21 protein-coding genes are annotated in these 26,099 nt (G+C 61.1%); 7 read left to right on the top strand and 14 right to left on the bottom strand.

From position 1 onward, the window contains the following. Window positions 1-4: 4 nt before the first annotated feature. Window positions 5-277 (bottom strand): YXWGXW repeat-containing protein, encoded by a 273-nt coding sequence (locus HKD21_RS03935; protein ID WP_194254299.1) that lies wholly within the window; start codon window positions 275-277, stop codon window positions 5-7. A 340-nt stretch (window positions 278-617) separates the two neighbouring features. Here HKD21_RS03935 and HKD21_RS14360 point away from each other — a divergent pair, with 340 nt between their 5' ends. Beyond that, window positions 618-1,082, top strand: coding sequence for a hypothetical protein (locus HKD21_RS14360; RefSeq protein ID WP_228120900.1), 465 nt, complete (start codon window positions 618-620; stop codon window positions 1,080-1,082). A gap of 113 nt (window positions 1,083-1,195) precedes the next feature. On the opposite strand, the gene aspS is transcribed toward HKD21_RS14360, so the two are convergent. From aspS to HKD21_RS03915, 3 genes are all read right to left on the bottom strand, one after another. Continuing rightward, window positions 1,196-2,992 (bottom strand): aspartate--tRNA ligase, encoded by a 1,797-nt coding sequence (gene aspS / locus HKD21_RS03925; RefSeq protein WP_194254298.1) that lies wholly within the window; start codon window positions 2,990-2,992, stop codon window positions 1,196-1,198. A 93-nt stretch (window positions 2,993-3,085) separates the two neighbouring features. Next, window positions 3,086-4,657 carry an FAD-dependent oxidoreductase gene (locus HKD21_RS03920; protein ID WP_194254297.1) on the bottom strand — a complete coding sequence of 524 codons (1,572 nt, stop codon included), beginning with the start codon at window positions 4,655-4,657 and terminating at the stop codon, window positions 3,086-3,088. Between the two features lie 144 nt (window positions 4,658-4,801). Beyond that, window positions 4,802-5,575 carry a DUF2076 domain-containing protein gene (locus HKD21_RS03915; RefSeq protein ID WP_194254296.1) on the bottom strand — a complete coding sequence of 258 codons (774 nt, stop codon included), beginning with the start codon at window positions 5,573-5,575 and terminating at the stop codon, window positions 4,802-4,804. A 154-nt stretch (window positions 5,576-5,729) separates the two neighbouring features. Between HKD21_RS03915 and HKD21_RS03910 the strand changes: the two genes are divergently transcribed. Together HKD21_RS03910 and glyS are read left to right on the top strand one after the other, a co-directional pair. Continuing rightward, window positions 5,730-6,605: a glycine--tRNA ligase subunit alpha gene (locus tag HKD21_RS03910; RefSeq protein WP_194254295.1), complete on the top strand. Its 876-nt coding sequence runs from the start codon at window positions 5,730-5,732 to the stop codon at window positions 6,603-6,605. Further along, window positions 6,598-8,652, top strand: coding sequence for a glycine--tRNA ligase subunit beta (gene glyS / locus HKD21_RS03905; RefSeq protein ID WP_194254294.1), 2,055 nt, complete (start codon window positions 6,598-6,600; stop codon window positions 8,650-8,652). The genes HKD21_RS03910 and glyS overlap by 8 nt, the downstream gene beginning before the upstream one ends. Window positions 8,653-8,795: 143 nt before the next feature. Here glyS and rodA read toward each other — a convergent pair whose 3' ends face one another. The 5 genes from rodA to HKD21_RS03880 all read right to left on the bottom strand — a co-directional run bounded on the left by rodA (window position 8,796) and on the right by HKD21_RS03880 (window position 14,614). Beyond that, window positions 8,796-9,983 (bottom strand): rod shape-determining protein RodA, encoded by a 1,188-nt coding sequence (rodA, locus tag HKD21_RS03900; RefSeq protein ID WP_194254293.1) that lies wholly within the window; start codon window positions 9,981-9,983, stop codon window positions 8,796-8,798. After that, window positions 9,980-11,983: a penicillin-binding protein 2 gene (gene mrdA / locus HKD21_RS03895; protein WP_194254292.1), complete on the bottom strand. Its 2,004-nt coding sequence runs from the start codon at window positions 11,981-11,983 to the stop codon at window positions 9,980-9,982. The genes rodA and mrdA overlap by 4 nt, the downstream gene beginning before the upstream one ends. 63 nt (window positions 11,984-12,046) lie before the next feature. Continuing rightward, window positions 12,047-12,613, bottom strand: a complete 567-nt coding sequence (locus HKD21_RS03890) for a hypothetical protein (protein ID WP_194254291.1) — start codon at window positions 12,611-12,613, stop codon at window positions 12,047-12,049. A 4-nt stretch (window positions 12,614-12,617) separates the two neighbouring features. Further along, window positions 12,618-13,547, bottom strand: a complete 930-nt coding sequence (mreC, locus tag HKD21_RS03885) for a rod shape-determining protein MreC (RefSeq protein ID WP_194254290.1) — start codon at window positions 13,545-13,547, stop codon at window positions 12,618-12,620. Between the two features lie 17 nt (window positions 13,548-13,564). Continuing rightward, window positions 13,565-14,614, bottom strand: a complete 1,050-nt coding sequence (locus HKD21_RS03880; RefSeq protein WP_194254289.1) for a rod shape-determining protein — start codon at window positions 14,612-14,614, stop codon at window positions 13,565-13,567. 332 nt (window positions 14,615-14,946) lie between these two features. Between HKD21_RS03880 and HKD21_RS03875 the strand changes: the two genes are divergently transcribed. Then, the gene (locus HKD21_RS03875) at window positions 14,947-15,201 is read left to right on the top strand and encodes a YMGG-like glycine zipper-containing protein (RefSeq protein ID WP_194254288.1); all 255 of its coding nucleotides are present in this window, start codon (window positions 14,947-14,949) and stop codon (window positions 15,199-15,201) included. A gap of 47 nt (window positions 15,202-15,248) precedes the next feature. After that, window positions 15,249-15,755 carry a hypothetical protein gene (locus HKD21_RS03870; protein WP_194254287.1) on the top strand — a complete coding sequence of 169 codons (507 nt, stop codon included), beginning with the start codon at window positions 15,249-15,251 and terminating at the stop codon, window positions 15,753-15,755. A 25-nt stretch (window positions 15,756-15,780) separates the two neighbouring features. Here HKD21_RS03870 and HKD21_RS03865 read toward each other — a convergent pair whose 3' ends face one another. From HKD21_RS03865 to HKD21_RS03855, 3 genes are all read right to left on the bottom strand, one after another. Beyond that, window positions 15,781-16,548 (bottom strand): sulfite exporter TauE/SafE family protein, encoded by a 768-nt coding sequence (locus HKD21_RS03865; RefSeq protein ID WP_194254286.1) that lies wholly within the window; start codon window positions 16,546-16,548, stop codon window positions 15,781-15,783. Window positions 16,549-16,716: 168 nt separating this feature from the next. Beyond that, complete coding sequence (locus HKD21_RS03860; RefSeq protein WP_194254285.1) at window positions 16,717-18,288, bottom strand: 2-isopropylmalate synthase; 1,572 nt, start codon at window positions 18,286-18,288, stop codon at window positions 16,717-16,719. Between the two features lie 209 nt (window positions 18,289-18,497). After that, a complete protein-coding gene (locus HKD21_RS03855; protein WP_194254284.1) occupies window positions 18,498-19,325 on the bottom strand; it encodes an N-acetylmuramoyl-L-alanine amidase family protein in 828 nt (275 codons plus the stop codon). Window positions 19,326-19,893: 568 nt separating this feature from the next. Here HKD21_RS03855 and HKD21_RS03850 point away from each other — a divergent pair. Next, window positions 19,894-22,713 carry an Rne/Rng family ribonuclease gene (locus HKD21_RS03850; protein ID WP_194254283.1) on the top strand — a complete coding sequence of 940 codons (2,820 nt, stop codon included), beginning with the start codon at window positions 19,894-19,896 and terminating at the stop codon, window positions 22,711-22,713. 92 nt (window positions 22,714-22,805) lie between these two features. On the opposite strand, the gene HKD21_RS03845 is transcribed toward HKD21_RS03850, so the two are convergent. Then, window positions 22,806-23,165: a hypothetical protein gene (locus HKD21_RS03845; protein WP_194254282.1), complete on the bottom strand. Its 360-nt coding sequence runs from the start codon at window positions 23,163-23,165 to the stop codon at window positions 22,806-22,808. Between the two features lie 36 nt (window positions 23,166-23,201). Continuing rightward, window positions 23,202-24,755 carry an exodeoxyribonuclease VII large subunit gene (gene xseA / locus HKD21_RS03840; RefSeq protein WP_194254281.1) on the bottom strand — a complete coding sequence of 518 codons (1,554 nt, stop codon included), beginning with the start codon at window positions 24,753-24,755 and terminating at the stop codon, window positions 23,202-23,204. 66 nt (window positions 24,756-24,821) lie between these two features. Here xseA and purD point away from each other — a divergent pair, with 66 nt between their 5' ends. Continuing rightward, a complete protein-coding gene (purD, locus tag HKD21_RS03835; protein WP_194254280.1) occupies window positions 24,822-26,051 on the top strand; it encodes a phosphoribosylamine--glycine ligase in 1,230 nt (409 codons plus the stop codon). Window positions 26,052-26,099 lie beyond the last annotated feature (48 nt).

Below are 26,099 nucleotides of genomic sequence, written 5' to 3'. Positions count from 1 at the left end.
CCTGTCACGCACGACGCAGATTGGGTTTTCGGCTCAGATGACCCGGCTGCCACTGATACCCGTTGCCGCTCCAGCGCCAGTAGCCCGGCACCCAGTGCAGGTCTCCGCGATGGGGCGGAATTGTTTCCGGCAGCGTATGCGGAGGCGGAGGCGGCTGGCGGTATGGGCCGCTATAGGGCACGAACTGGGCACGGGCTGTTCCCGACATCGGCGCAATCGCCATCGTACCTGCAAACAGGGCGGAAACAGCCAAGATCCCTGACAGATGTTTCAGCATCAATGCTCTCCTTCTCATGACGCCTTGTCACGGAAAGATGATGGCGAGACCGTCTTGGCGCGGCTGCGGCGCATCTATGGCGGAATCCGGGCAGATCATGATTTTGTGTTGCATGTACGATACCTTGCCCTACGCCTGTAACGGAAAGATACAGAAGTTGATGTGTGTCTTTTAAGATACAAATTTAGAGTTGTATTTATTTCCAGCCTTTGAATTTGAATATATTTTATTGACTGTATCTTTTTTGATACAAGATTTGGCGTGCGCTCACATCTTGCACATCCGGCTCGTACGCCATTACCGCAGACCCTCATGTCGTTTTTCGTTGGGGGTTTTTACCATGTGCATAGACTGGCGGCTTGCGGCCTATATTCTCGGCAGCGTCTGGGCCTTCCCGCTTCGCGCCCAGAACCCCGCTTATTTCATGCCCGCACATCATACCGCACGGACACGAATGCCTCATCCGGATGCCCTGCGGGTTCCTGCTCTGCTGGACAGCATGACAGGTCGATCCGGGTCAGACGGATTAAGTTTTGAGCAGACAGGAACGTCCCCCGTTGTGCGACGAGAGTGGATGAAGCTGGATCTGTCGAATCTCTCAAAAATTGGCCCTCTGGACGTCGAGCGGGCAGCACAATCGCCGCTGATGGAAGAAAAAGGTGTGACGACGACTTTCGCCTACCCGCTGAAAGCCCTTCCGGGCGTGGACCTGACGGCGAGCTTCTTCGGAGGACACCGCGATACCATCCAGGGTGCCGCAGGCGGCAGTGCAGCCGTGACAGCGGGCATCCGGGTCCACTGGTAGTTCTACGCGGACCACACCTGGAAAGAACGAAGCAAAACAGGCAGCATAAAAAAACCGGCATCTCCTGAATGGAAGATGCCGGCTTTGAAACAGCGAATGAGGCTGCTTAAGGTTTACTTGCTGGCGGTCGGCTTGGGCTTCGGCAGGTCGAGCGCCAGATGAAGTTCCTTCAGACGGGCGGGCTCGACCGGAGCCGGGGCTTCCATCATCAGGTCTTCGCCGCTCTGGTTGAGCGGGAAGAGAATGACTTCGCGGATGTTCGGCTCATCGGCCAGCAGCATCACGATACGGTCCACACCCGGTGCTGCGCCACCATGCGGCGGAGCGCCGTAGCGGAAGGCGTTCAGCATGCCGCCGAAGCGCTCTTCCACGACTTCGGGGCCGTAGCCTGCGATTTCGAACGCACGCAGCATGACTTCCGGCAGATGGTTCCGGATGGCGCCCGAGGACAGTTCCACGCCGTTGCAAACGATATCGTACTGGTAGGCGTTGATTGTCAGCGGGTCCTGCGTGTTCAGGGCGTCGAGGCCACCCTGTGGCATGGAGAACGGGTTGTGCGAGAAATCGACCTTCCCGGTTTCCTCGTTCAGCTCGAACATCGGGAAGTCCACGACCCAGCAGAAGCGGAACGCGTTCTTCTCGATCAGGTCCAGTTCGGTTGCGACCTTGGTGCGGACAACGCCGGAGAACTTGGCGACCTCGTCCCCCTTGCCTGCGGCGAAGAACACGGCGTCTCCGGCCTTAAGGCCACAGGCTTCACGGATGCTCTCGACGCGCTCAGCTTCGAGGTTCTTGGCAATCGGGCCCTTGCCGCCTTCTGCTTCGAAAATGATGTAGCCCAGACCACCTGCACCGCTTTCACGCGCCCAGGTGTTGAGCTTGTCGAAGAAGCCGCGCGGGCGGTCGCCCGCCCCCGGAGCCGGAATGGCGCGGATCTGGCCACCCGAGGCCGCGATCTTGGCAAACAGGCCGAAACCGGACTCTTGGAAGGCCTCCGTGACGTCCTTGATGATCAGCGGGTTGCGCAGATCCGGCTTGTCGGAGCCGTAGTCGCGCATGGAATCGGCATACGGAATGCGCGGGAATGCGCCGTCCGTGATCTTCCAGCCTTCAGGCGTGAACTCGTTGAACACGCCCGCGAGGACGGGTTCAAGCACCGTGAAGACGTCTTCTTGCGTGACGAACGACATCTCGAAATCGAGCTGGTAGAACTCGCCCGGGCTACGATCAGCGCGCGAGGCCTCGTCGCGGAAGCAGGGTGCAATCTGGAAGTAGCGGTCAAAACCGGCAACCATCGCGAGCTGCTTGAACTGCTGCGGAGCCTGCGGCAGTGCGTAGAACTTGCCCGGATGCAGACGGGCGGGAACGAGGAAGTCCCGCGCGCCTTCGGGAGACGAGGCCGTCAGGATCGGCGTCTGGAACTCCGTGAAGCCCTGCGCGATCATGCGCTGGCGCAGGCTCGTGATGACCTTGCTGCGGAGCAGGATGTTCTGGTGCATCTTGTCACGACGCAGGTCAATGTAACGGTATTTCAGGCGCAGTTCTTCGGGGTAGTTTTCGTTGCCCGCGACCTGGAACGGCAGGACTTCGGCGCTGGAGCGCACGTCCAGAGCCTCGGCCAGAACTTCGACGTCGCCGGTCGGCAGGTTCGGGTTGCGCTGCGATCCATGACGCACCACGACCTTGCCGGTCACAGTGATGACGCTCTCGACACGCAGACGCTCGACCTTTTCCAGCAGGTCCGTGCCCGAAGGAATGACGATCTGCGTGACGCCGTAATGGTCGCGCAGATCGATGAACAGCAGGCCGCCGTGATCGCGCTTGCTGTGCACCCAGCCGGAAAGGCGGACGGTCTGCCCGGCGTTCTCTTCACGCAGGGCGCTACAGTCATGGGTGCGGTATGGATGCATGGCGGGCCTCTTCAACGTCCTGTGCGGATAAGTGGGCGCAGGAAGCCGGGACGGCCCTCTGATGTCAAGTTTTCTGCGACCTCAGGGGCGGGTTCAGGTCTTTTCCTTCATGAAACCATCAAAATCGACTGCAGCCCGCGCCATGTCGGCGGCATGTCCTGCTCCGGCCAGTGCGATGGGTTTGCCATCTTTTAGATAGGTCGCAAGGAACCTGAAACCGCGAATATCGCCTTCCAGCGCCACATTGTCGAAGCTCTCGCCCCAGCCCAGAAGCTCGATTTTCTTACCGAATTGCTGCGTCCAGAACCACGGCATCGGAACGTTCGGGGTATCGTGCCCCATCATCGCAAGAGCCGCGATCCGCCCCTGTACCTCGGCATGACGCCAGTGTTCGATTCGCCGTGGCGCACCATCATGAAAGACGGCGGAGGCATCCCCGGCCGCATAGACGCCGGGATAGGCTCCGACATTATCGCCCCGCGTCACGCGCATCTGACCGTTCACAACAATCGCACCGCTTTTGTCGCGCTCCAGCCCCAGAACATAATCCGTGGCCGGGATGACCCCGACGCCGAGCAGCACAAAAGCGGCGGGTAGCCGGGTTCCATCATCCAGTTCCACGCCTGACGCCGTCCCGCCGTCGCTCTCATTGGCATAGATCTTCGTCACCCGCGCATCCGAGACGAACGCCACACCGTTTTCTTCATGCAACTGGCGCAGACGAATGCCTATTTCGCGCCCGAACTGTTTTTCCATCGGGATTTCGTTATCGGAAACAATCGTTACCCCGACCCCGCGCTGACGCAGGGAAGACGCGGCTTCCAGACCGATGAACCCTGCACCGACGATCGTGGCCGCCAGATCGGGGTCGAGAATGGCGGCAATCCGCTCGGCATCCGCTTCGCGATGCAGCGTATAGACGCCCTTCATGTCCACGCCCGGAATATCCGGCTTTTTGGTGACGGCTCCCGTGGCGATCAGGACGTGATCGGCTGTCAGTTTTGTCCCGTCCTGCAAGGTTGCGGTGCGGGTCTGCGGGTCGAACTGTGCCACATGGCCGCGGATGCGCGTGATGTCGCGCTCGGTATAAAATTCTTCTTCCCGAACCGGGGGCGCATGGGCTTTTTCGGATTCGCTGACGAGGACGGTCTTGCTCAGGGCCGTGCGGTCATAGGGAAGATCCTTTTCCTCGCTGACCATTGTAATCGTGCCCGCAAAACCTTCCGCCCGGAGCGTCACTGCCGCGCTGACGGCTGCGGCCCCCGCTCCGAGAAGCAGGACGCTGTCGCCTTCCTGTCGTTTCGCGGGCGCGACACGCTGCATTGGTTTCAGCCCGACCAGAACGCGTCCATCGACAATCTGGGCGGGGTAACGCGGCAGGGGATCGAGGGCCAGCGGTTCGACGAGGCTTCCATCCGTCGCGTCAAAAACTGCCTTGTGCCAGGGGCAGACCAGCACGGTGCCTTTTTCGGTCCGGCAGAACGCCCCCTGTTCCAGCGGTGCCTCTTTGTGGGGGCATTTTCCCGCGAAAGCGTGAATTTTTTCACCATCGCGGATGAGGACGACTGGCGCTCCGTCCAGCGAAAACGGTGTAATTTTGCCGTCTTCCAGCGCATCGAAGGCAGAAAGATCGCGGAAATCGGCATTCGGAGCGGAGTGGGACATCGGATGGGGCCTCCCGATCGGGAAAGAGGTCAGTCATGAGAGCGAACGCAGCATAAGGCGCCGGGTTGGCAAACATCAAAAAACCCGCCCGGACACGATGGCCCAGACGGGTTTTTGAGAACTCACTGTCTGAGAGAGACAGGATCAGAACATGTCGTCGAATCCGCCGCCGCCATCACCGCCGCCGAAGTCTCCGCCACCGGAATCGCCACCGCCGAAATCGGAGTTGGAGAAGTTACCGGCATCGGTGCCCGAACCGCCGAAGGGGTCTGCGCTCGAAGCGTCACTGCCATAATTGTTGATGATGGTGTCGCCGCCCGTACCCCAGCCACCGGCTGCATCACCGCCGCCGCTGTGATGGTCGGAAAACAGGCCTTCAAGCGCGTTGGCAGCCATCATACCACCAGCAACACCCGCAGCCGTCGTCAGGGCCGAGCCCAGAAAGCCCGAGCCGCCGCGCTGGAACATGCCCGGCTGGTAGCCCGGCGGGTAGGCGTATTGCTGCTGCGGCATGAAATTCGGCGGAGGTGCGGCCTGTTGCGCGCCCCAGCCCGGCGGGGGGACCGATTGCTGCGGACGATTACCGCCACTGAAAAGGCCACCGAAAAGCCCACCCGGTTTACCACCTCCCGACTGCTGCGCCTGTGCAAGCTGCTGCTGGGTCTGCTGGAGCTGGAATTCGAGCTGGCGAATGCGGTTCTGCGCCTGTGCAAGCGCTGCTTCCTGCACCACGGCCATCTGGGTGACGCGGTAGCGGGCTTCCGGGTACTGCTGGAAGTTCTCGGCGATGAAGCGGTCCGCTTCAGGATCGACGGGCGGCAGGGGGGTGGCCGGTGGCTGGCCGGGTCCCGTGACCTGCGGCCCTCCCCCGACACGGGCGACGAAACGGGCGATCAGATCGCGTTCTTCGTTGTTCATCGTCATCATCCTTCCAGATGAAGAAATTGCTGAGCCTCGATCATATGATGCAGCCACGGCCAGTCTACAAGATCAACCGCAGGAGGCTCCCTTCCGGTTCACGGCCTGTGCCTGTAAGGTGGGGGCCGATTTCTGCCAACCGGAGCCTATCGAATTGTCTGCGACCCGGCCGCTCTGTTTTCAGGACCTGATCCTGCGCCTTCATCAATTCTGGTCCGAGAAAGGCTGTGCCATTCTGCAGCCCTACGATACCGAACTCGGAGCGGGAACGCTCTCCCCTCACACCACGCTCCGCGCACTCGGTCCCAAGCCGTGGGCTGCGGCCTATGTGCAGCCCTGCCGCCGTCCGTCGGATGGCCGTTATGGCGAGAACCCGAACCGTCTTCAGCACTATTACCAGTATCAGGTGCTGCTCAAGCCGACGCCGGAGGATAGCCAGCAGCTTCTGCTCGCCAGCTATCGCGCCATCGGGATCGACCCCGAACTGCACGATATCCGATTCGTCGAGGATGACTGGGAAAACCCGACCATCGGCGCGTGGGGACTGGGCTGGGAAGTCTGGTGTGACGGGATGGAAGTCTCGCAGTTCACGTATTTCCAGCAGGTTGGCGGTATTCCGACCGTCATGCCGTCCACGGAGCTGACCTACGGGCTTGAGCGTCTGGCGATGTATGTGCAGGGCGTCGAGAACGTTTACGATCTCGATTTCAATGGCCGTGGCCTGACTTATGGCGATGTGTTCCTACGCGCCGAGCAGGATTATTCGCGCCATAATTTCGAGCTTGCCGACACACAGATGCTGCTGACCCATTTCAATGATGCCGAACGCGAGTCCATGCGTCTGTCCGAGGCTGGCGTGGCCCAGCCCGCTTATGACCAGTGCCTCAAGGCCTCGCATCTGTTCAATCTTCTGGATGCACGCGGCGTGATTTCCGTGTCCGAGCGCGCCTCCTATATCGGGCGCGTCCGTGCGCTTGCCAAAGCCGCCTGCGACGCATGGCTCGCCGGTGAGGAGACGTCCCATGGCTGAACTCTTTCTCGAACTGTTCAGCGAGGAAATCCCCTCCGGCATGCAGGCCCGCGCGGCGGACGATCTGGGATCGTTGCTGACCAAGGCGCTTGACGGCCTGAATCCGCGTGATCTGCGGACGTTCTTCGGGGCCCGACGCATCGCGGCGGTTCTGAACATCGATGCCGAAATCCCGGCTCGCAGGGTGTCCGAACGCGGCCCGCGTGAGGGGGCTCCGGAAAAGGCTCTGGAAGGCTTCACGCGCAAGCATGGCGTGACCCCGGCTGATCTGACGCTGGAGAACGGCTTCTGGGTTCTGAACAAATCGCTCGATCCAGTAAGCGCGGAAAGCCGCGTGGCCGAAGTCGTGCCGGATCTGCTGTGGAAGTTCCCTTGGCCCAAATCCATGCGCTGGGGTGCGGGATCGAACTTCACATGGGTCCGCCCGCTGCGTCGGATCGCATGCCTGCTGGACGGGCATGTCGTGCCGTTCGCTCTCGTTCGTGACGGGGATGACGCGCATGGGCTGAAGGCCTCCAACCTCTCCGAAGGCCATCGCTTCCTTGCACCCGGCGCGTTCGAAATCCTGTCCGCGTCGCAGTGGCAGGATGAGCTTGAAACGCGCTCGGTCATCGTGGACATGGACAGCCGCCGCGACATGGTCCGCACCGGCGTGGCGCGTCTGGCGGAGCAGCATGGCATTACGGTCGTGCAGGATGACGGTCTGGTCGATGAGGTCTGCGGACTGGTCGAATATCCGTTGCCGCTTCTGGGCAAAATTGACGCTGCGTTCATGGATCTGCCTGCCGAAGTGATGCAGGTCTCCATGCGGATCAACCAGCGCTATTTTGCGCTCCGCAATCCGGATGGGAAAGCCGCGCCGTATTTCGCCTTCATTGGCAATCTGCCGTTCAAGGATGGTGGCAAACTGACCACGGCGGGCAATGAGCGCGTGCTCCGCGCCCGTTTTGCCGATGCGCGGCATTTCTGGGATCTGGACCGGAAAACGAAGCTTGCCGACCGGGTTCCGGCGCTGGCGGCGGTCACGTTCCATGCAAAGCTGGGAACGCAGGCTGAACGCGCCGAGCGGATTTCGAAGCTCGCGGGCACCGTGGCGCAGGCCATGGGACTGGACGGCGCGCAGATCGCACAGGCCGAACGTGCGGGACTGCTGGCCAAAGCGGATCTGACGACCGGGATGGTTGGTGAGTTTCCGGAACTTCAGGGCGTCATGGGCGGCTATTATGCAGCGCATGATGGCGAAGACGAGGCCGTCTCCCGCGCCGTGGCCGAGCATTATCTGCCTCGCGGACAATCCGACGATACTGCAAAAGCACCGGTTTCGATTGCCGTTGCCCTCGCGGACCGGCTGGATCTGCTGGCCGGGTTCTTTGCCATTGGCGAACTGCCGAGCGGTTCGGGCGATCCGTATGCGCTGCGCCGTGCCGCCCTCGGCGTTATCCGCACGATCCGTGACAACGGGCTGCGTCTGAATCTAACGGCACTGTTCGCACAGGCGGCGAACGGACGTGCAGAAGGCGAACTGGCCAAGCTGCCGGACTTCATGGCCGAGCGTCTGCGCGTGCAGCTTCGCAGCGAGGGCGAACGGCATGACGTTCTTGCGGCCATCCTGACGCACGGTCTGGACGGCGATTTGGTCCGGCTTCTGGCCCGGACCTCCGCTCTGTCAGACATGATCCAGACGGAAGACGGACGCAACCTGCTCGCCGCCGCCAAGCGCGCCGCCAACATCCTGCGTATCGAGGATAAAAAGGACGGCCCGCATACTGGCGCGCCCAATCCGGCCCTTTATACGCAGGACGAGGAACGCGCTCTGGCCACTGGTCTGGATCAGGCCGTTCCCACGATCGAAACAGCCCTGAAGGACGAGCGTTTTACTGATGCGATGCAGGCGATCGCTGCCCTGCGCCCGACGCTTGACCGCTTCTTCGAAGCTGTGACGGTCAATGCGCCGGAGGCGGAGGTGCGGGCCAATCGCCTCAAACTGCTGTCCCGCTTCCGCCAGACAACAGCCCTGATCGCCGATTTCGGCCAGATCGAGGGCTGATCCTCAGGGACCGAAGGGCGTGAACGCCCTTCGGTTTCCCTTTCTGTCATCCCAATCCACCGCAGCCGTTTTGTCAGCATTTAAGGCTGGATGTCGTATTCGAATTCTGCAGCTTTCGCGCAGAGATCCGACAGCGCAGATACTCAGTCCTCATCGTCTTCCTGACCCGGATCGCGCTCGTTCCGATGTACCCAGGCGGACATGAGCAGGCCAAAGCCGAACATCATCGTCAGCATCGCCGAGCCACCATAGGAAATCAGCGGTAGCGGCACACCGCCGACCGGGATTGCGCCCATAACCATCGACAGGTTCACGGCGCAGTACAGGAAAAAATCCATCGCAATGCCCAGACCCAGCAGCCGCCCGAACTGGTTGCGACTGCGGATCGCAATGAGCATCCCGCCCATGACGAGCGTTCCAAGCAGCGTGATGACGGCAACCCCGCCGACGAAGCCCCATTCTTCCCCGATCATGGTGAAGATGAAGTCCGTCTGTTTTTCCGGCAGAAAGTTCAGCTGTCCCTGACTGCCGTGCAGGTATCCTTCACCCCACATGCCGCCCGAACCAAGGGCGATTTTGGACTGGATGATGTTGTAACCCGCGCCGAGCGGATCATGCTCGGGGTGCAGAAAGGTGTCGATCCGGGCCTTCTGATAGTCGTGCAGATGGCTGTAAATCAGCTTTCCCATAAATGGGAGCGGGGCCACGAGCAGCAGGATCTGCCACAGCCGCATTCCGGCCGCGAAGAACAGCGTTGCCCCGATGACGCCGATGATGGTGGCCGTTCCAAGGTTGGGCTCCTTGAGCACCAGCAGGACCGGCAGCAATGTCAGGAGCGCAGGCGGGATCAGGCGCAGAGGGTTGCCCATCCGCTCGTTGCCGATGCGGTGAAACCATGTCGCCAGCATCAGGACGAGGCCGATTTTGGCGAATTCGGAAGGCTGGAACTGCATCCCCGCCAGATTGATCCAGCGCTCAGCCCCTTTCCCCACATGTCCCATCCGAAGCACAAGGGCGAGGAGCGTGATCGATAACAGATAGATCGGAACCGCCGCCATCCGCAGAACGCGCGGACTGACAAGCGAAACGGCAATCATCATGACAAGACCAAAGCCGAACCTCACCATCTGTGGTCCGGCAAACGGTTTGGCCGAGCCACCGCCCGCGGAATAGAGCGCGATATAGCCTACACCCGCCAGCACACAGACCAGCAGAACATACAGCCAGTTGACCTGTAGCAGGCGCGCCATTGGCCTGAAATCAGGCTCCGCGCGCAAAAGGCGGCGGTCGGATTTGAGAAAGCCGAATGTGTTCAGGCTGTTGCGTTTCATGGCGTTGCTCCCCGCTCCGGCTGATCGTCTACAACGGGAGTGTCCGTGGGAGCAGAAGCGTTGGCTTCAGCAGGGACAGACGGCGTTTGTGCCTCCGCAGGCGGTTGCGGAGCGGTAGGTCGAACATCGCTGGCCGGATCGCGTAGCAAGGTATCGGTCATGATGAGTTTGGCAAGCGGAGCGGCTTCGTCCGCGCCTGCATTGCCATGCTCCACCACCACTGCGACGGCATATTTCGGATTATCGTAGGGCGCAAAGCAGATGAACAGCGCATGGGGGCGGTATTCCCACGGCAGGTTCATGGAGTTGAAGTGCCCGGATTCACGCAGTGCCCGCGACACGCGCCGGACCTGCGCCGAGCCCGTCTTTCCGGCCATTTGAATGCCCGGCAGGTCCAGCCGTGCCTTGGGAGCAGTACCATGCGGTTCGTTGACGACAGCAAACATGCCGCCGCGCACGACATCCAGAAACTCCGCTGGAAGATCGACCTTTGGCACCGCCTCGTCCGATGCCATGGCAGAAAGCTGGTCGTTGGTCGCCCGTAACAGATGGGGCTGAACGTTTCGGCCCGAAGCGATGCGGGAGGTATAGGTCGCAAGCTCCAGCGGCGTGACCTGCACGAAGCCTTGCCCGATGCCCGCATTGACCGTATCGCCACCATTCCAGTGAAAGCCGTGCTTCTGCCGCCATTCGGGCGTCGGGATCACACCGGAACGAACATGCGGCAGTTCTATATCCGGCCTAACGCCCAGACCCATCGTGTTGCCAACCGCCTTGATCGGGTCCATGCCACAACGACGGGCCACTTCATAAAAATAGACGTCGCAGGAATATTTCAGACCCTCGTGCATATTGATCATGCCGTGGCCCCAGCGGTTCCAGCAATGAAAGCGCACGCCACCAAGATCGTAATATCCGGGGCAATTAAAACGGTCCTGTGCCGTGACGGAACCGGATTTGAGGGCTGCGAGCGCCACGGCAGGCTTGAAGGTCGAGCCGGGCGGGTAAAGGCCCGACACGGCCTTATCCACCAGAGGCGTGCGCGGGTCGCTTGCCCATTCGTTCCACTGCGCATGGCTGACGCCGGAATCGAATAGTGACGGGTCGAAAGACGGTCTGCTGACCATTGCCATCACCTCGCCGTTCCGACAGTCCATGACGACCGCACTCGCCACACGGTCTGCGAGACGACCGAGCACCTGCTGTTGCAGGACAGAATCCAGCGTCAGGCGCACGTCCTCGCCCTGCTGCCCTTCCACGCGATCGATCTCGCCAATGACGCGCCCGACGGCGTTGACTTCCATCTCCACAGAGCCCGGTTCGCCACGCAGGGAGGCCTCCTGCGTCTGCTCGATCCCGGCACGACCCACGCGCATTCCGGGCAGGGAGAGTGTCGTGTCCTTCGCCACATCCTCTTCGTTTGGAGGCGCGACATAGCCCACGATATGGGCGGTCAGCCCCTTGAACGGATAAAGCCGCGTCGAACCGACATCGACCAGCACACCCGGCAGAGAAGGCGCGTTGAGTTCGATCCGAGCCATGTCGTCCCAGGACAGAAATTCATGCAGCGTGACGGGAACGTATTTGTGGACGTGTCGCAGATCGCGCTCGATACGCGCGCGGTCATGCTCATCCAGCGGTACGATCTGGGAGAAACGTTCGATGACGGCCGGGATGTCCGTCGTCTCTTCCGGCATCAGAAGCGCGCGCCAGCTCACTTTGTTGTCTGCAAGCGCCACACCGAAACGATCATGGACCGTCCCCCGGGCCGGGGCGAGGAGGCGTTTGCTGGTGCGGTTGCGTTCAGCAAGCTGGCGCAGATGGCCGCCATCCACGACCTGAAGGTTATACAGCCGCCGCCCGAGCACACCCAGAACCCCAGCCTGCACGGCCATGACCAGCAGAGCGCGGCGCGTGAAAACGCCACGCCCCGAACGCACAGGCTCAGCCTGACGTTTCTGGCGTATCCGCGAGCGGAAAGGGGTCTTTCGGGAAAACATCAGGGCAGGATTTCAGATCCGGAAAAGAAAACAGCCTTCGACGCGGCACGCAGAAGGACGCTGTCAGGCCTGATCGGGATTGGCAAATGTGCGGCGTCCCCAAACGAACAGCGCGGTCAGGCTGGGATAGATACCGATTGTCAGCGCTGCCTGAAAGAGGCCAGGTGCGGGAGAGAGCAGTGCCACGGCATGCAGGCACACCAGCGCCCATTGAAAAAAGGAGGCGATGACAGCGAAAATGCTGAAAATCAGCCACCCCATGAGAAATCCCAGACGCGACAGGCCATAGCGCCAGTGATGTGCCACGCCGTAGATCACCAGAAGCGACAGCAGCACTGTTCCCGGCGGCCCGAAGCTGAAAATCTCCACCACCAGTCCGCACAGGAAGACCGCCAGTGCGGGCATGGAGCGGGGTCGGCTATGGGCCCAGAACCAAACCGTACACATCGCGATCCCGAACTGAAGCTGCGCCTGTCCGGGGATTCCGAACGGCGCGGACAGCAGGATGGCGGAAAACATGATGAACAGCGACGGCATTGCCGCCCGGCTGGACATGTCGAGCGCGCGGCGGAAAGTCTGTTTGGGTTCGACTGCGGAGTGCAGATGCGGCGTGGAGTTCTCGGCAACCATGCGCTTACTGCCCTCCCCGTCCCGGCATGTCCGGCAGGTTGGGCAGCCATGAAAATGGCAGCGGCCCGGTGAGCGGATTCTGCGGCAGTTTCTTTACCCGCACGCGGCCCGGCGCATCCGGCGCCTGCGAATCGTCATCGCCATAATCGAACACGCGCACGATATCGAGCCGGTCCAGATCCGCATCCGGCACCACAACCGGACGGTTCGGAGCGCTGTAATGCACCGTCCCGACCGGCAACCCGGCGGGCATCGTGCTCTGGCCCCGCGTCTCGACACGCTCGCCTTCAACGGGATGGTGGTCCTGCGGATAAAAGATCAGGCGCGGCGCGGCGGTGTCGTCTCCGGCCATGATCGCATCCCCGTGCGAGGAGGCCAGCGTGACGGGAATGCGGCTGGCATCGTCATTGATCATCAGAACACGCACCGTATGCGGCCCGACCTCTGTGACACGGCCCAGCAATCCGGCCGCATCCAGCGCAACGTCCCCGATCCGGACCTGATGGCCGCTGCCGACATCCAGCAGAACCGCGCGCGAATACGGACCGCCATCGTCGCGGGTAACGCGCCCGGTCACATATTGGGGAACAGTCTGTGGAATCCAGTGCAGACTGTTTTTCAGACGGCCATTTTCCGCCGCCAGCGCGACCGCAACATCGTACCAGTGTCGCAGGGCGCGGTTTTCATCCCGCAGACGAGCATTTTCCTTGGCCAGATCCGTCGCGCCGCGCAGATCCGTCAGCCAGACGGCTACACGTCCCTGCGGCCAGACCAGCCCGTGATAGGCCGGAGCCATGAAGTCCGTCGCCATCAGCCGCACGCCATCAACCGCCGGACGACGAACCAGTCCCAGAAGGACAAGCCCAACCGCCAGCAGGATCAGGATGGGCAGGATGGCCTTTGCAAGCACCTGCCGGGCATGGATGGACAGCATCCGGCGTCAGCCAGTCCTCAGTACATGCTGCTCAGAACGCTGCGCAGACGACGCATTTCCTCAAGCGCCCGCCCCGTTCCGAGCGCAACGCAGGAGAGAGCGTTCTCAGCAACCGTCACTGGCAGACCCGTATAGAGGCGCAGCACCTCGTCCAGACGATACAGAAGCGCGCCACCACCGGAGAGAACGATGCCCTTGTCCACAATATCGGCAGCCAGTTCGGGCGGTGTATTCTCAAGGGCGGTCGTTACGGCATCGACGATCTGCATGACGGGTTCGGCCAGACTCTCGGCGATCTGGGCCTGGCTGACGACCACTTCACGCGGCACACCATTGATAAGGTCGCGACCCTTGATTTCCGTCAGCGGACCGTGAGGATTGGCAGGATCATCCGGCATCATGGCCGAACCGAGTTCGATCTTGATGCGCTCGGCCGAGCTTTCACCAACCAGGAGGTTATAGGTCTTGCGAATGTAGGAAATGATGGCTTCGTCCATCTTGTCTCCGCCCACACGAGCGGAACGGGCATAGACAATGCCGCCGAGGGAAATGACCGCAACTTCCGTCGTGCCACCGCCAATATCCACGATCATGCTGCCCGAAGGCTCCGTGACCGGAAGGCCCGCGCCAATGGCTGCCGCCATGGGCTCCTCAATCAGCATGACCTTGCGTGCGCCCGCGCTCTCCGCACTTTCCTGAATCGCACGCCGCTCGACCGCTGTGGCGCCGGAGGGCACGCAGATGATGATCTGAGGGCTGGCAAACGCACGGCGATTGTGAACCTTGCGGATGAAATGTTTGATCATTTCTTCCGCGACTTCAAAGTCCGCGATCACACCATCGCGTAGCGGACGGATGGCCGTGATGTTTCCCGGGGTCCGGCCAACCATCTGCTTGGCTTCATTTCCAACCGCAAGAACCTGTTTCTTGCCACGCACTTCGGCGATCGCCACAACGGAGGGTTCGTCGAGGACAATGCCACGACCCTTGACATAAACGAGCGTGTTGGCAGTGCCGAGGTCGATGGCCATGTCGGCAGACATGAGACCCAGCAGACGAGAAAACATCCAAAACTCCTGGAGCGGCTCTGTGCGGGTGACAGATAACGGATCGTGATTGCGGGGCGGCTCCCCGCGGTGGACTTAGCCAGACGCGGCAGGTTCAGCAAGGCCCGGAGACTCAATATAATGCGCGCTGTGAGAGCAGCACGTCCATATCGCATCTTTATATCCCGTCACGATATCCTTTCATTATCCTTCCACCGGCCATGTAAAAAAATAATCGTGCGCCCTGATCCTGCCACCCTTCTGTCACGTTATATGTGTCTAGAAGCACGAACCCGTTCCATTCGAACCGATCATCGGACTGCGGATTGGAACGTCAAACAGGATGTTTTGTCATGAAGACCTTTACAACACCCCGCTTTCTGGCAGCTCTGGCCCTCTGTGGCGTCGCTCTCACCGGCTGCGGCAGCCCCTATGACAGTGGGTCCCGCGCAGGCTCCGGCGCACTGATCGGCGCGGGCGGCGGTGCGGCAATTGGCGCTCTGGCCGGTGGCGGTCGTGGCGCGCTCATCGGGGCACTGGCCGGCGGCGGCACGGGTGCAGCCGTTGGTGCTGCAACGACGCCCAACCGCCCACGCAACGGATATTGAGCTATAAGCAGCGCTCACTCCGTTAGAGACGATCAAGGATTCGGACTATGAGGACCGCTTTTTCCCATTCCGGCCTGCGCTGCACAGCGCTGGTCGGAGCATTTGCCACAATCATGGCTCTGGGTGGGTGCGAAGGGAATTATAGCCCTGGCTCCCGCGCACTGGGAGGCGGCCTTCTGGGCGGCGGAACGGGTGCTGCAATCGGCGCTCTGGCTGGCGGCGGTCGCGGTGCGGCGATCGGCGCTCTGGCTGGTGGCGTTCTGGGAGCCGGGACAGGTGCGATCACCACCCCTAACCGCCCCAATTCCCAGAGCGGCTATGGCCAGCAGCAAGGCTATTACAACAATCAGCAGGGCGCTTACCCGCAGCAGCAGGGTCAGTATATGCAGCCGCAGTACCAGTACCGCTGCCCACCAAACACGAACTGCCAGCAACCACAATATCCCAATGGTTACCCAAACAACACATACCCGCCTAATAGCGGATATTCCCAACAGGGTGGCTATCAACAGCAGCCCCCGGCCCAGAGCTATCCGGGCAATTACGGCTACTGAACCGTAATACCTCGCCCTATCGGCCTCAGATCATTCTCAGGCCGATAATTGCCAGAAGGATGCCCAGAAACCATCTCTGTGCATCCTCTGGCAGCCGTCCTGCCAGAAGTGTTCCAAGCAGGATGCCGGGGATAGACCCCATGAGCAGTTCTACGAGCACAACGGAATCAACCGCACCCTGAAGCCAGTGACCTCCGCCGGCCAGAAGAGCCAACGGAACGGCATGCGCGATATCCGTCGCCACGAGTTCGCGCGTACTGACACGCGGATAGAGCACCGTCAGCGCGGCCATACCGATCGCCCCTGCTCCCACAGATGACAGGGTGACAAGCGTTCCCAGAACGACACCCAGTACAATCGTCAACACATCCACCGTCTGCGGGCGCAGCGTTCCGGCATTGGCAGACCATTTCTGAAGCTTTGGCTTGAACAGAATGGCAGGCACCGTCAGCAGGAGCGCCACGCCCAGCACTTCAGTAATGAGCTTAGAGACGAACGGGCTCGGACCGAAATGACGCAGGAAGATCAGGCACAGCAGACCAGCCGGAAGACTTCCCGCCATCTGAAGAAAAACGATCCTCCAACGTACAACACCGTGATGGCGATTGAGCGCCGTGCCGAAAATCTTGGTAATAGCGGCATAGAGCAGATCTGTGCCGACCGCCGATTGCGGTTTAACGCCAAACATCAGGATCAGCAGCGGAGTCATCAACGACCCACCGCCCACGCCAGTCATTCCGACCAGGAAACCGACCAAGAGTCCTGAAAGCGTATAAAGCCATGAATGCGGCATGGAAGTTCCTTGTCAGGCCAGATAAGAAAACCATACCGATCGTGTTATATTTGTCTACCGCTTATATAAACTATTTTATATAGTTTATATTCCTTGGGCGAAAAAAAACGAGCATGCAGAGATCCTCCACATGCCCGCTTTTCTGAAAATAATGATGTTCCTGACAGATCAGGACAGCGCTTCGGGTTCCTTGCGCTCACGTTTTGTCAAAAGCTTGTTCAGTGCGTGAATATAAGCCCGGACAGCGGACACCACTGTATCGGCATCTGCCCCCTGCCCGTCCACGAGCTTGCCGTTTTCCTGCAAACGTACGGTCGTGCGTGCCTGAGCATCCGTACCTTCCGTAACATTGGCCACCGAGAACAGCGCAAGTTCAGCCGTGTGTGGGAACGCTTCGCCAATAGCGCGAAAAGCCGCATCGACCGGACCGTTACCGCTGACCGCGGCATACTGGATGGCGCCATCCACGCTGATTTCGAGCTTGGCCTGAGATTTCTGCTTCGTACCGGATGCTAGTTCCAGCGAGATCAGATGCACCCGGTCATGATCGCGGCTCTCATCATCAACGAGCGCGCGGATATCGTCGTCGAACACGACTTTTTTGCTGTCGGCCAGATCCTTGAAGCGCGCAAAGGCAGCATTCAGGGCATCGTCTTCCAGCGGTGGATAGCCGAGCTGCGCCAGCTTGTCGCGGAATGCCGCGCGGCCGGAATGTTTGCCCATGACCAGCGAGGTCTTGTTCCAGCCCACGCTCTCCGGTGTCATGATTTCGTAGGTCGCGGCATTTTTCAGGATTCCGTCCTGATGGATGCCGCTTTCATGCGCGAACGCATTGCGCCCGACGATTGCCTTGTTCGGCTGCACATCAAAGCCCGTAATCGTTGCCAGCATGCGCGACATACCCAGCAGCTTCGTCGTCTCGATGCCGGTCACCTTGCCGTACTGGTCGTGACGGGTCCGCAGGGCCATGACGATTTCTTCAAGCGCGGCATTGCCCGCGCGCTCGCCGATGCCGTTGATCGTGCATTCGATCTGACGCGCCCCGCCCTCGACGGAGGCCAGGGTATTGGCGACGCCGAGGCCCAGATCATTGTGGTTATGGGCGGAGAAAATCACCTGATCTGCGCCCGGCACACGCTCGCGGAGCATGGTGAAGATCGCGCGCATTTCTTCCGGCGTGGCGAAACCAACCGTATCGGGGATGTTGATTGTGTTCGCGCCGTTGCGGATCGCCATTTCGACGCAGCGGCACAGGAAGTCCGGATCGGTCCGTGAGCCGTCCTCGGCTGACCATTCCACGTCATCCGTGTACTGGCGCGCCTTCTGGTTGCCGGACGCAATGATTTCCAGAACCGTTTCCGGCTCCATCCGCAGCTTATACTTCATGTGCAGCGGGGACGTGGAAATAAAGTTATGGATGCGCGGACGCTCAGCCTTTTTCAGCGCCTCACCACAGGATTCAATATCGCGCTTGCCACCACTGCGGGCCAGACCGCAGATCACCGATCCACGGACATCCTCGGCAATCCGGCGCACACTCTCGAAATCGCCTTCGGATGCCACGGGAAACCCGGCCTCGATCACATCTACACCCAGAGCGCTCAACGCATGAGCCATGCGGAGCTTCTCTTCAAGGTTCATCGAAAAGCCGGGAGACTGCTCGCCGTCGCGCAGCGTGGTGTCGAAAATGATGACGCGGTCGTCGGCAATATTGCCGAAGGACGGGTGCTGGAAAGTCATGATTGTGATCGTCTCGTCTGGTTCAGGGTGGTTTTCGGTCTGTTATCCCCTGAACGCAACGGAGCGCTGTCCGCCTAGGATAAGGCGTTCAGGGGCCGATAAGTCGAAGCGAGAGGATCGAAAGAAACGTCATAGCTGCGTTAAATGACCGATTCTTGCGTCATGCGCAACCCGCATGATCATAAAGTCTCCCCTGCACGGAAAGCGGATCAGCCGGTCATGACGCCGGAATGCGTTGCGAAATAACGATCTATGGCGGTCTTCATGGCGCTGGCGACCTGTGTGCGATGCACCGCCTGACGCAGGGCGGCTTCATCCAGCCGGTTCGACATAAACCCCATCTCAACCAGCACTGACGGGATTTCAGAAGATTTCAGAACCACGAAGGCCGCATGACGTGATGGGTGGGTCAGGAGTGCAATTCTATTTCGGAACGAATTCACAACACTAGCCGCCATATGGGCCGACCCCCGACGCGTTTCTTCGGAAACAAGGCTCGCGAGGATCTGTTGCACATCGGGCGACATTCCATGAAAGGCCGGTCCGGCAAAGCGATCGGCACTGTTCTCCGTCTTTGCAAGGGACGCCGTCTGCGCGTCCGAGGCGCCGCCTGAAAGTGTATAGACGCTCGCGCCCCGCACATCCCTGTCATGCAAGGCATCAGCATGCATGGAGATAAAGAGATGCGCCTGATGGCGCTGCGCCAGTTCGACACGTCCTTCAAGCGGAATGAACCGGTCTTCAGAACGGGTCATGGCGACGCGGTACTGGCCCGAAGCGAGAAGCTGACGGCTCAGTTCGGAGGCTGCGGCTTCGGCAATATGCTTTTCATAGGTGCCTGAAACCCCGATAGCGCCGGGGTCCTTTCCGCCGTGTCCCGGGTCCAGCATCACGAGGGGTTTTGGCGGCAAAGCCCCACGGTGCACGGCGGGAGCGTGCAGCTTTCCGTGAACCGGGTGACGCCCGAAAGCCGTCAAGGGTGTCAGCAGAGACACCCCCGAAAGACCGCCGAAAGCCATTATGCGTCGCGTCAGCATCCCTTGTTTCCCGGTTGCAGCGGTGAATGACGAAACAACCATACAGCACGAAACCCTGTCAGGAACATGGCAGAAGGCTTCGGGCGATCCACACCCACGCAGAAATGAAAAATACCGCTTCCACCCCGCACTTGCCACAGACAACAGTTTCGGTCATCCTGCGCGACAGGGACCTGTAAAGTGCGGTCCGACCGGATACGGGCCTTAACCTTTCCCGTACCGCTCCCGCCTTTTCCTGTCCCCGCCACGACGTCCCGTCGTTTGACAGATGCGCGACTAGCCTTCCGCACCCTGTCCTGACCGGATCGAACTGGTGATATGTCACTCCGGTACAGGCCAGACGCCCGTCCGGATCAGGTTTTTCATCCGGCTCCAGATTTCTGGACCGGCCGTCTGTTCAGGGGACGAATGTCACTCAACGTGCTCGCAGCCAGCAACCTCAGCGAAACGGGACTTAACATGTCCCGTCGCTTTGCGTTCGGACTGCGCCGTTCCCTCCACCCCACACAATCTGACGTTCCCCCCGGCCCAGGCAGCCATTGCGGAGCGTCGTGGAGTTCAGTGTTCCATGACCAAGCGTATGCTCATCGACACCACACACGCGGAAGAAACGCGTGTTGTGGTCATGGATGGTGACCGCGTCGAAGATTACGACGTCGAGACATCGACCAAGAAGCAGCTCAAGGGCAATATCTATCTTGCCAAGGTCATTCGCGTAGAGCCGAGCCTTCAGGCCGCTTTCGTCGAATATGGCGGTAACCGCCACGGCTTCCTCGCTTTCAGCGAAATCCATCCCGACTATTTCCAGATTCCTGTTGCAGACCGCGAAAAGCTCATCGCGCTCCAGGAAGAGGAAATTGCCGAACGTGGTGAAGCCGGAGATGAGGGCGACGCCGAAACGGTCTCCGAAGACGGCGCCGACGGCGAAGACGGTGACAACCACGACCGTCGCGCTCCCGAAACCGTTGGTGGCGAGCATGATACGGGCGAAGAAAGCGCGTCGTCGCGTCGCACGGCCCGTTTCCTGCGCAACTACAAGATCCAGGAAGTCATCCGCCGCCGTCAGGTGCTGCTGGTGCAGGTCGTCAAGGAAGAGCGTGGCAACAAGGGCGCGGCCCTGACCACGTATATCTCCCTTGCGGGCCGCTACTGTGTCCTGATGCCGAACGCCCTGCGCGGCGGTGGCGTCTCACGCAAAATCACATCCGATGCCGACCGTCGCCGCCTGCGCGACGTGATTGCAGAACTGGACCTGCCGAAGTCCATGGCGATGATCGTCCGGACCGCTGGTGCAGGACGTCCGGCGCAGGAAGTGACACGCGACTGCGAATATCTGCTTCAGCTCTGGGACGACATCCGCTCCCATGCTCTGTCTTCGGTCGCGCCCACGCTGGTTTATGAGGAAGCAAGCCTCATCAAGCGCGTTATCCGCGATCTGTTTTCCAAAGACATCGAAGACATCCTCGTGGATGGCGAGGCGGCCTGGAAGAGCGCGCGCGAGTTCATGCGCCTGCTGATGCCGAGCAACGCCCACAAGGTGAAGCTTTGGCAGAACCGCGGCCAGAGCCTCTTTGCCCGTTATAATGTCGAAGGCCATCTGGACGCGATGTTCTCGCCGACGGCCCGTCTGCCGTCGGGTGGCTATCTGGTCATTAACCAGACCGAAGCCCTCGTCGCCATCGACGTGAACTCCGGCAAGTCCACGTCCCAGCGCAACATCGAGGAAACGGCCCTGCGCACGAACCTCGAAGCTGCCGAGGAAGTAGGACGCCAGCTCCGACTGCGTGATCTGGCCGGGCTTGTCGTAATCGACTTCATCGACATGGAAAGCCGCCGCCACAACGCACAGGTGGAAAAGCGCCTTAAGGAAGCCCTGCGCTCCGACCGCGCGCGCATTCAGGTCGGGCATATTTCCCATTTCGGTCTGCTGGAAATGTCCCGCCAACGCCTGCGTCCGTCTATTGCAGAATCCGTCCTGACGCCCTGCCCGCACTGTCAGGGTACCGGCTTTATCCGTGGGACGGAAAGCTCGGCCCTGCATGTCCTGCGCGCCATCGATGAGGAAGGCGCACGTCAGCGTTCGGCCGAAATCGAAGTGCATGTCGGCTCGGAGATCGCGCTTTACATTCTCAACCACAAGCGCTCCTGGCTTGCGGATATAGAACGTCATCATCGCATGCAGGTGATTTTCCGCACTGAGGAAAATCTTGCTGCGGCGGATATGCGGATCGAACGCCTGCAGGCCCAGACCCCGGCTCCGGCACAGCAGGTCCGCGCTCCGGAACGGACGGAACGTGCCGTTGAGCGCGCGCCTGAAAACGTCCGCACGATCGAGATCATCGAAGAACAGGCTCCCGTCGCCCTGCGCACGGAAATGCCTGTCGTCGATGCGGAAGTCATCGAAGATGTTGTGCCGTCTGAAGGTCACGAGGACAGCAATGACGGTCGCCGCCGCCGTCGCCGTCGTCGCCGTGGCGGTCGTCGGGAGCATAACGGAGACGCCGCAGCGGACGCACCGCAGGATCATCACGTCCATGCGTCCGAAGAGCGTGAGACCCCAGTTGCGGACAATGTCGACGAGAACGGCATCATTCCGGGCCGCCGTCGCACGCGCTTCAAGCGCGTCATCAAGGAGACCGAAGGCTCCGAGGCCCCGCATACAGAACCCGCGGCCGAAGCCCGCGACGTAGCGCCCCGGCGTCCTGCTCCGGCAGCGCGTCCTGCCGCTCCCGTGACGCACAATCCGCGCCGCCGTGACGAACGCGAAGAGCGTCCTGCACAACATCGTTATACAGGTCCGACGCCTGCCGATCCGTTCGGCGGTAGCTTCGACATCTTCGACGTGATCGAACAGGCGGAGTTTGAAGGGACAACACAGGCTCTTCAGACCGGGATCAGCATCCCCACGGATGTCGTGATCGAGCATGTCCCGGCTGTCGAAACGACTGTCGTCGTGGAAGAACCGAGAACGGAAGATGCTCCGAAGTCCCGCCGTGGACGCGGACGCCGTCCGGCTCGTGCCAAGACGGTAGATGCCGCTCCTGCTGAGACGGTGACCGAAGCTCCTGCGGCAGAAGTCGCTCCGGCTCCGGTTGTGGAAGAACCTGTGGCCGAAGAGGCTCCCAAGCCCCGTCGGACCCGGGCGCGTCGTGCACCGAAAGCACAGGGAGTCGAAGCTGAAGCCCCGGCTGAGCCCGCTGCCGAAACCGTGCCTGCTCCCGTAGAAGCCACAACGGAAGAAGCCGCCAAACCGAAGCGTGGCCGGACCCGTCGTGCACCGAAGGCCGCTGCGGTCGAGGCTCCGGCCGAGGATGGGAACGTTCTTCAGCCGGTGAATATTGATGAAGTCGCTCCGGCGAAGCGTCGTGCGGGATGGTGGAAGCGCTGATCCATCAGCGTCTTCCACAACCATGAAAAAGGCCGGTCAGGACATCCTGACCGGCCTTTTTTCTTTGGTGCCGGGTAAACCGGGGTCCTGCTTCAGCGACAGACGCTCTGTGCCCCGGTTGCCGCGATATAAGTGCCGGTCAACGGCTGGAAACAGGCATTGCGTGGGCAGGAACTCGTGCTGGCCAGACTTTGTGGATACAGCGCTGCTCCAGCCTGCGCCTGCTCCCGAAGTGCTGTGCCGCAAAGCGGTGTGTTCAACGACGCAGATGGATCGTTGAACAGCTTCTTCTTACCGTCCTCGGGCGCTTCTTCCGCCAAACCCGGCGCAAAATCCTGCGGCGGAATTCTGGCCTGCGTCGCAGAGGCGGTAGAACGCGCAGGGGCCGTGGGCTGCTCGGCGCAGGCTGCGAGCAGTGGCAGGGCAACGAGACTCAACCAGAACGAACGCATGCAGACTCCAGATCGCAGATCAGATGGATGAAGAAATCAAAGCCCAAGATCGCCCTGCGGCGACAGGCTGTCCAGTCTTGCGCCACGATCTCCATCCACGAAAGACAGAACGACGCGATCGGCAACAGGTCGGGCTTCCGCACTCGTAACAGGCTGTCCGTTCATATCCTGAACAAGCACATAACCACGACTGAGAATGGCGCGGGGCGAGACGGCTTCCAGATGGCTGCCCAGCCCCTGAAGACGCATTTTCTGAAGGCGGATGGCGCTTCTGAGAACGTCTGGCGACAGGCGCTGACGTTCGGTGCGCAAATGGAAATTCTGAAGCGACCGCTGCCATGAGGCGTCCAGACCGCCGGACACCATCCGCAAGGTGGCACGACGGCGTTCGATCAGTAACTCGGGGTTTGGCAAATGGGTAGAGGAAGCGTTCAGGCGGCCTCGCGCACGACTGACGAGAAGTTCTGGCGCGGGCAGACGCAGAGCCTGCAAACGTGCCCGACTGCGCCCGATCAGAAGCTCCGACGACGGCAGATGCATCCCCGGCGCATCGAGCCGATGCCGAACGCGCATAACAAAGGACGGCAGCGCCAGATCAAGCCGCTGCCCCCGATCCTCCAGACGCATTCGAGCGGAATCCAGCAGTCCCGGCAGGTCGGGCAGACGGGCGGCGGCCTGATCCAGCCGTGCACGCGCCGTCTGGATGATGCGGGTCAGCGCACCTGTCAGACGGGCGTTCCGGTGCGCCATGTCCGCGACCATTTCCGAGCGCAGCGGCACGGCCATTTCAGCGGCAGCGGTCGGTGTCGGCGCGCGACGATCCGAAACAAGGTCAATCAGCGTCGTGTCGGTCTCATGCCCGACTGCGGAAATAACGGGAACGGGACAGGCCGCAACGGCGCGCAGGACGCGCTCGTCGTTGAACGCCATCAGGTCTTCGAGAGAGCCACCGCCGCGCGCAACGATCAGCACATCCGGCGTGCGCGGACGGCGGACGGACATGCCCTCGATGGCGGCCGCAATCTGGGCCGCCGCGCCTTCGCCCTGCACCGGCACTGGCCAAAGCAGAACATCGCGTGGAAAGCGGCGGCTGATCGTCGTGATGATATCGTGCAGGACCGCACCGGAGCGCGACGTGATGACACCCACGAGAGACGGCAGGAACGGTATGGCCTTCTTGCGCTCGGGGTCGAACAGCCCTTCTTCAAGCAGTTTGCGGCGCAGGCGCTCGATATTGGCGAGAAGCGCCCCTTCGCCCGCAAATTCCATACGGTCGATGACAAGCTGATAGCTCGAACGCTCGCCATAGGCCGAGACGCGCCCTGTCGCGATGACCTCGTTGCCGTTCTCGGGTGCCATGCCGAGGCGCGAGACACTCCCGCGCCAGATCACACCCGCAATCTTGCCGCCTTCATCCTTGAGCGACAGGTAGATATGCCCGGACGGATAGCGTTTGAGTTCCGTGATCTCGCCGCGCACACGGACACGTCCGAATCCGCTCTCCAGAGTGCGTTTAATCGCCCCCGAAATCTCGGAAACCGAATATTGCGGTACATTCCCGCGGATCGACGCGCCATCACTCTCCATCATGGCGCCAGTCTATGCTACGGACGCCCTCAAACGAAGCCCATGAGTGCAGAATAAAGGATAAGCGGAATGCGCGTTTTGCTGGTCGGGTCCGGAGGGCGTGAACATGCCCTGGCTACATGTCTTGCGCGCTCGCCAAGCCTGACCGCTCTTTATGCGGCTCCGGGCAATCCGGGCATGGCGTCCGTCGCAACACTCGTGCCGCTGAAAGCCGATGACGTTCCGGGTCTGGTCCGCTTCGCGCAGGAGCAGAAAATCGACCTGATCGTTCCCGGCCCGGAAGCACCGCTGGTGGCCGGACTGGCAGATGCGTGTGCTGAAGCGGGCATTCCGTGCGCTGGTCCGACGAAAGCTGCGGCCCTGCTGGAGGGCAGTAAGGCGTTCACAAAGGATGTGGCGGACGCAGCCGGTATTCCGACCGCGCGCTGGGAGCGCTTTGAAGACGAGGCGCCGGCCATCGAGTTCGTGCGCCGTCGGGGGGCGCCCATCGTTATCAAGGCGGATGGTCTGGCCGGGGGTAAGGGCGTCGTGGTGGCACAGAGCGTAGACGAGGCTGAAAACGCCATCCGCACGCTCGGTATGCCGCTCGTGATCGAGGAATGTCTGGTGGGCGAGGAAGTCTCGCTTTTCGCATTCTGCTCGGACGACAAGGCTGTTCTGATCGGCGCGGCGCGCGACCACAAACGTCTTGGAGATGGTGATACCGGCCCGAACACCGGCGGCATGGGAGCGATTTCGCCGCCCCCCGCTTTCGGACGCGAGATGCAGGAAAAGGCACTCGACATCATGGTGCGCCCGATGCTGGCCGAGATGGTCCGTCGTGGCACGCCATTCCGGGGCGTGATCTTTGCCGGGCTGATGCTGACGACCGAAGGGCCGAAGCTGATCGAATATAACGTCCGTTTTGGCGATCCCGAAGCGCAGGCCCTGCTGATCCGTCTGCAATCGGACCTGCTGCCGATCCTTGCTGCGCTGGCACAGGGCAATCTCGAACACGCGGCGGCCGAGTTCTCGGACGAACATTCGATCTCCCTGGTGCTGGCCGCCAACGGCTATCCGGACGCGCCGAAAAAAGGGGGCCGCATCAGTGAGATTGAACGCGCCGAAGCGGTGCCGGGCGTTTCGGTTTTCCATGCCGGAACGAAGCTGGTTGACGCTGTTCTGGTCGCGGATGGCGGTCGTGTCCTGACGGTCTGCGCGAAGGCCGCAACGCCAGAAGAAGCTCGCAATCGGGCCTATGAAGGAGCGTCCGCAATCCAGTGGGAGGACAAGATTTTCCGCAACGATATTGGGCTATGAAGACGCAGTGAATTCCGCGGCACGCATAAAGTTTCAGAAGCGGTTTCT

The sequence above is a fragment of the Gluconobacter cerevisiae genome (assembly GCF_015244675.1).
In the GTDB taxonomy this organism is placed as follows: Bacteria; Pseudomonadota; Alphaproteobacteria; order Acetobacterales; family Acetobacteraceae; genus Gluconobacter; species Gluconobacter cerevisiae.
This window is presented reverse-complemented; position numbering and strand designations above follow the sequence as displayed.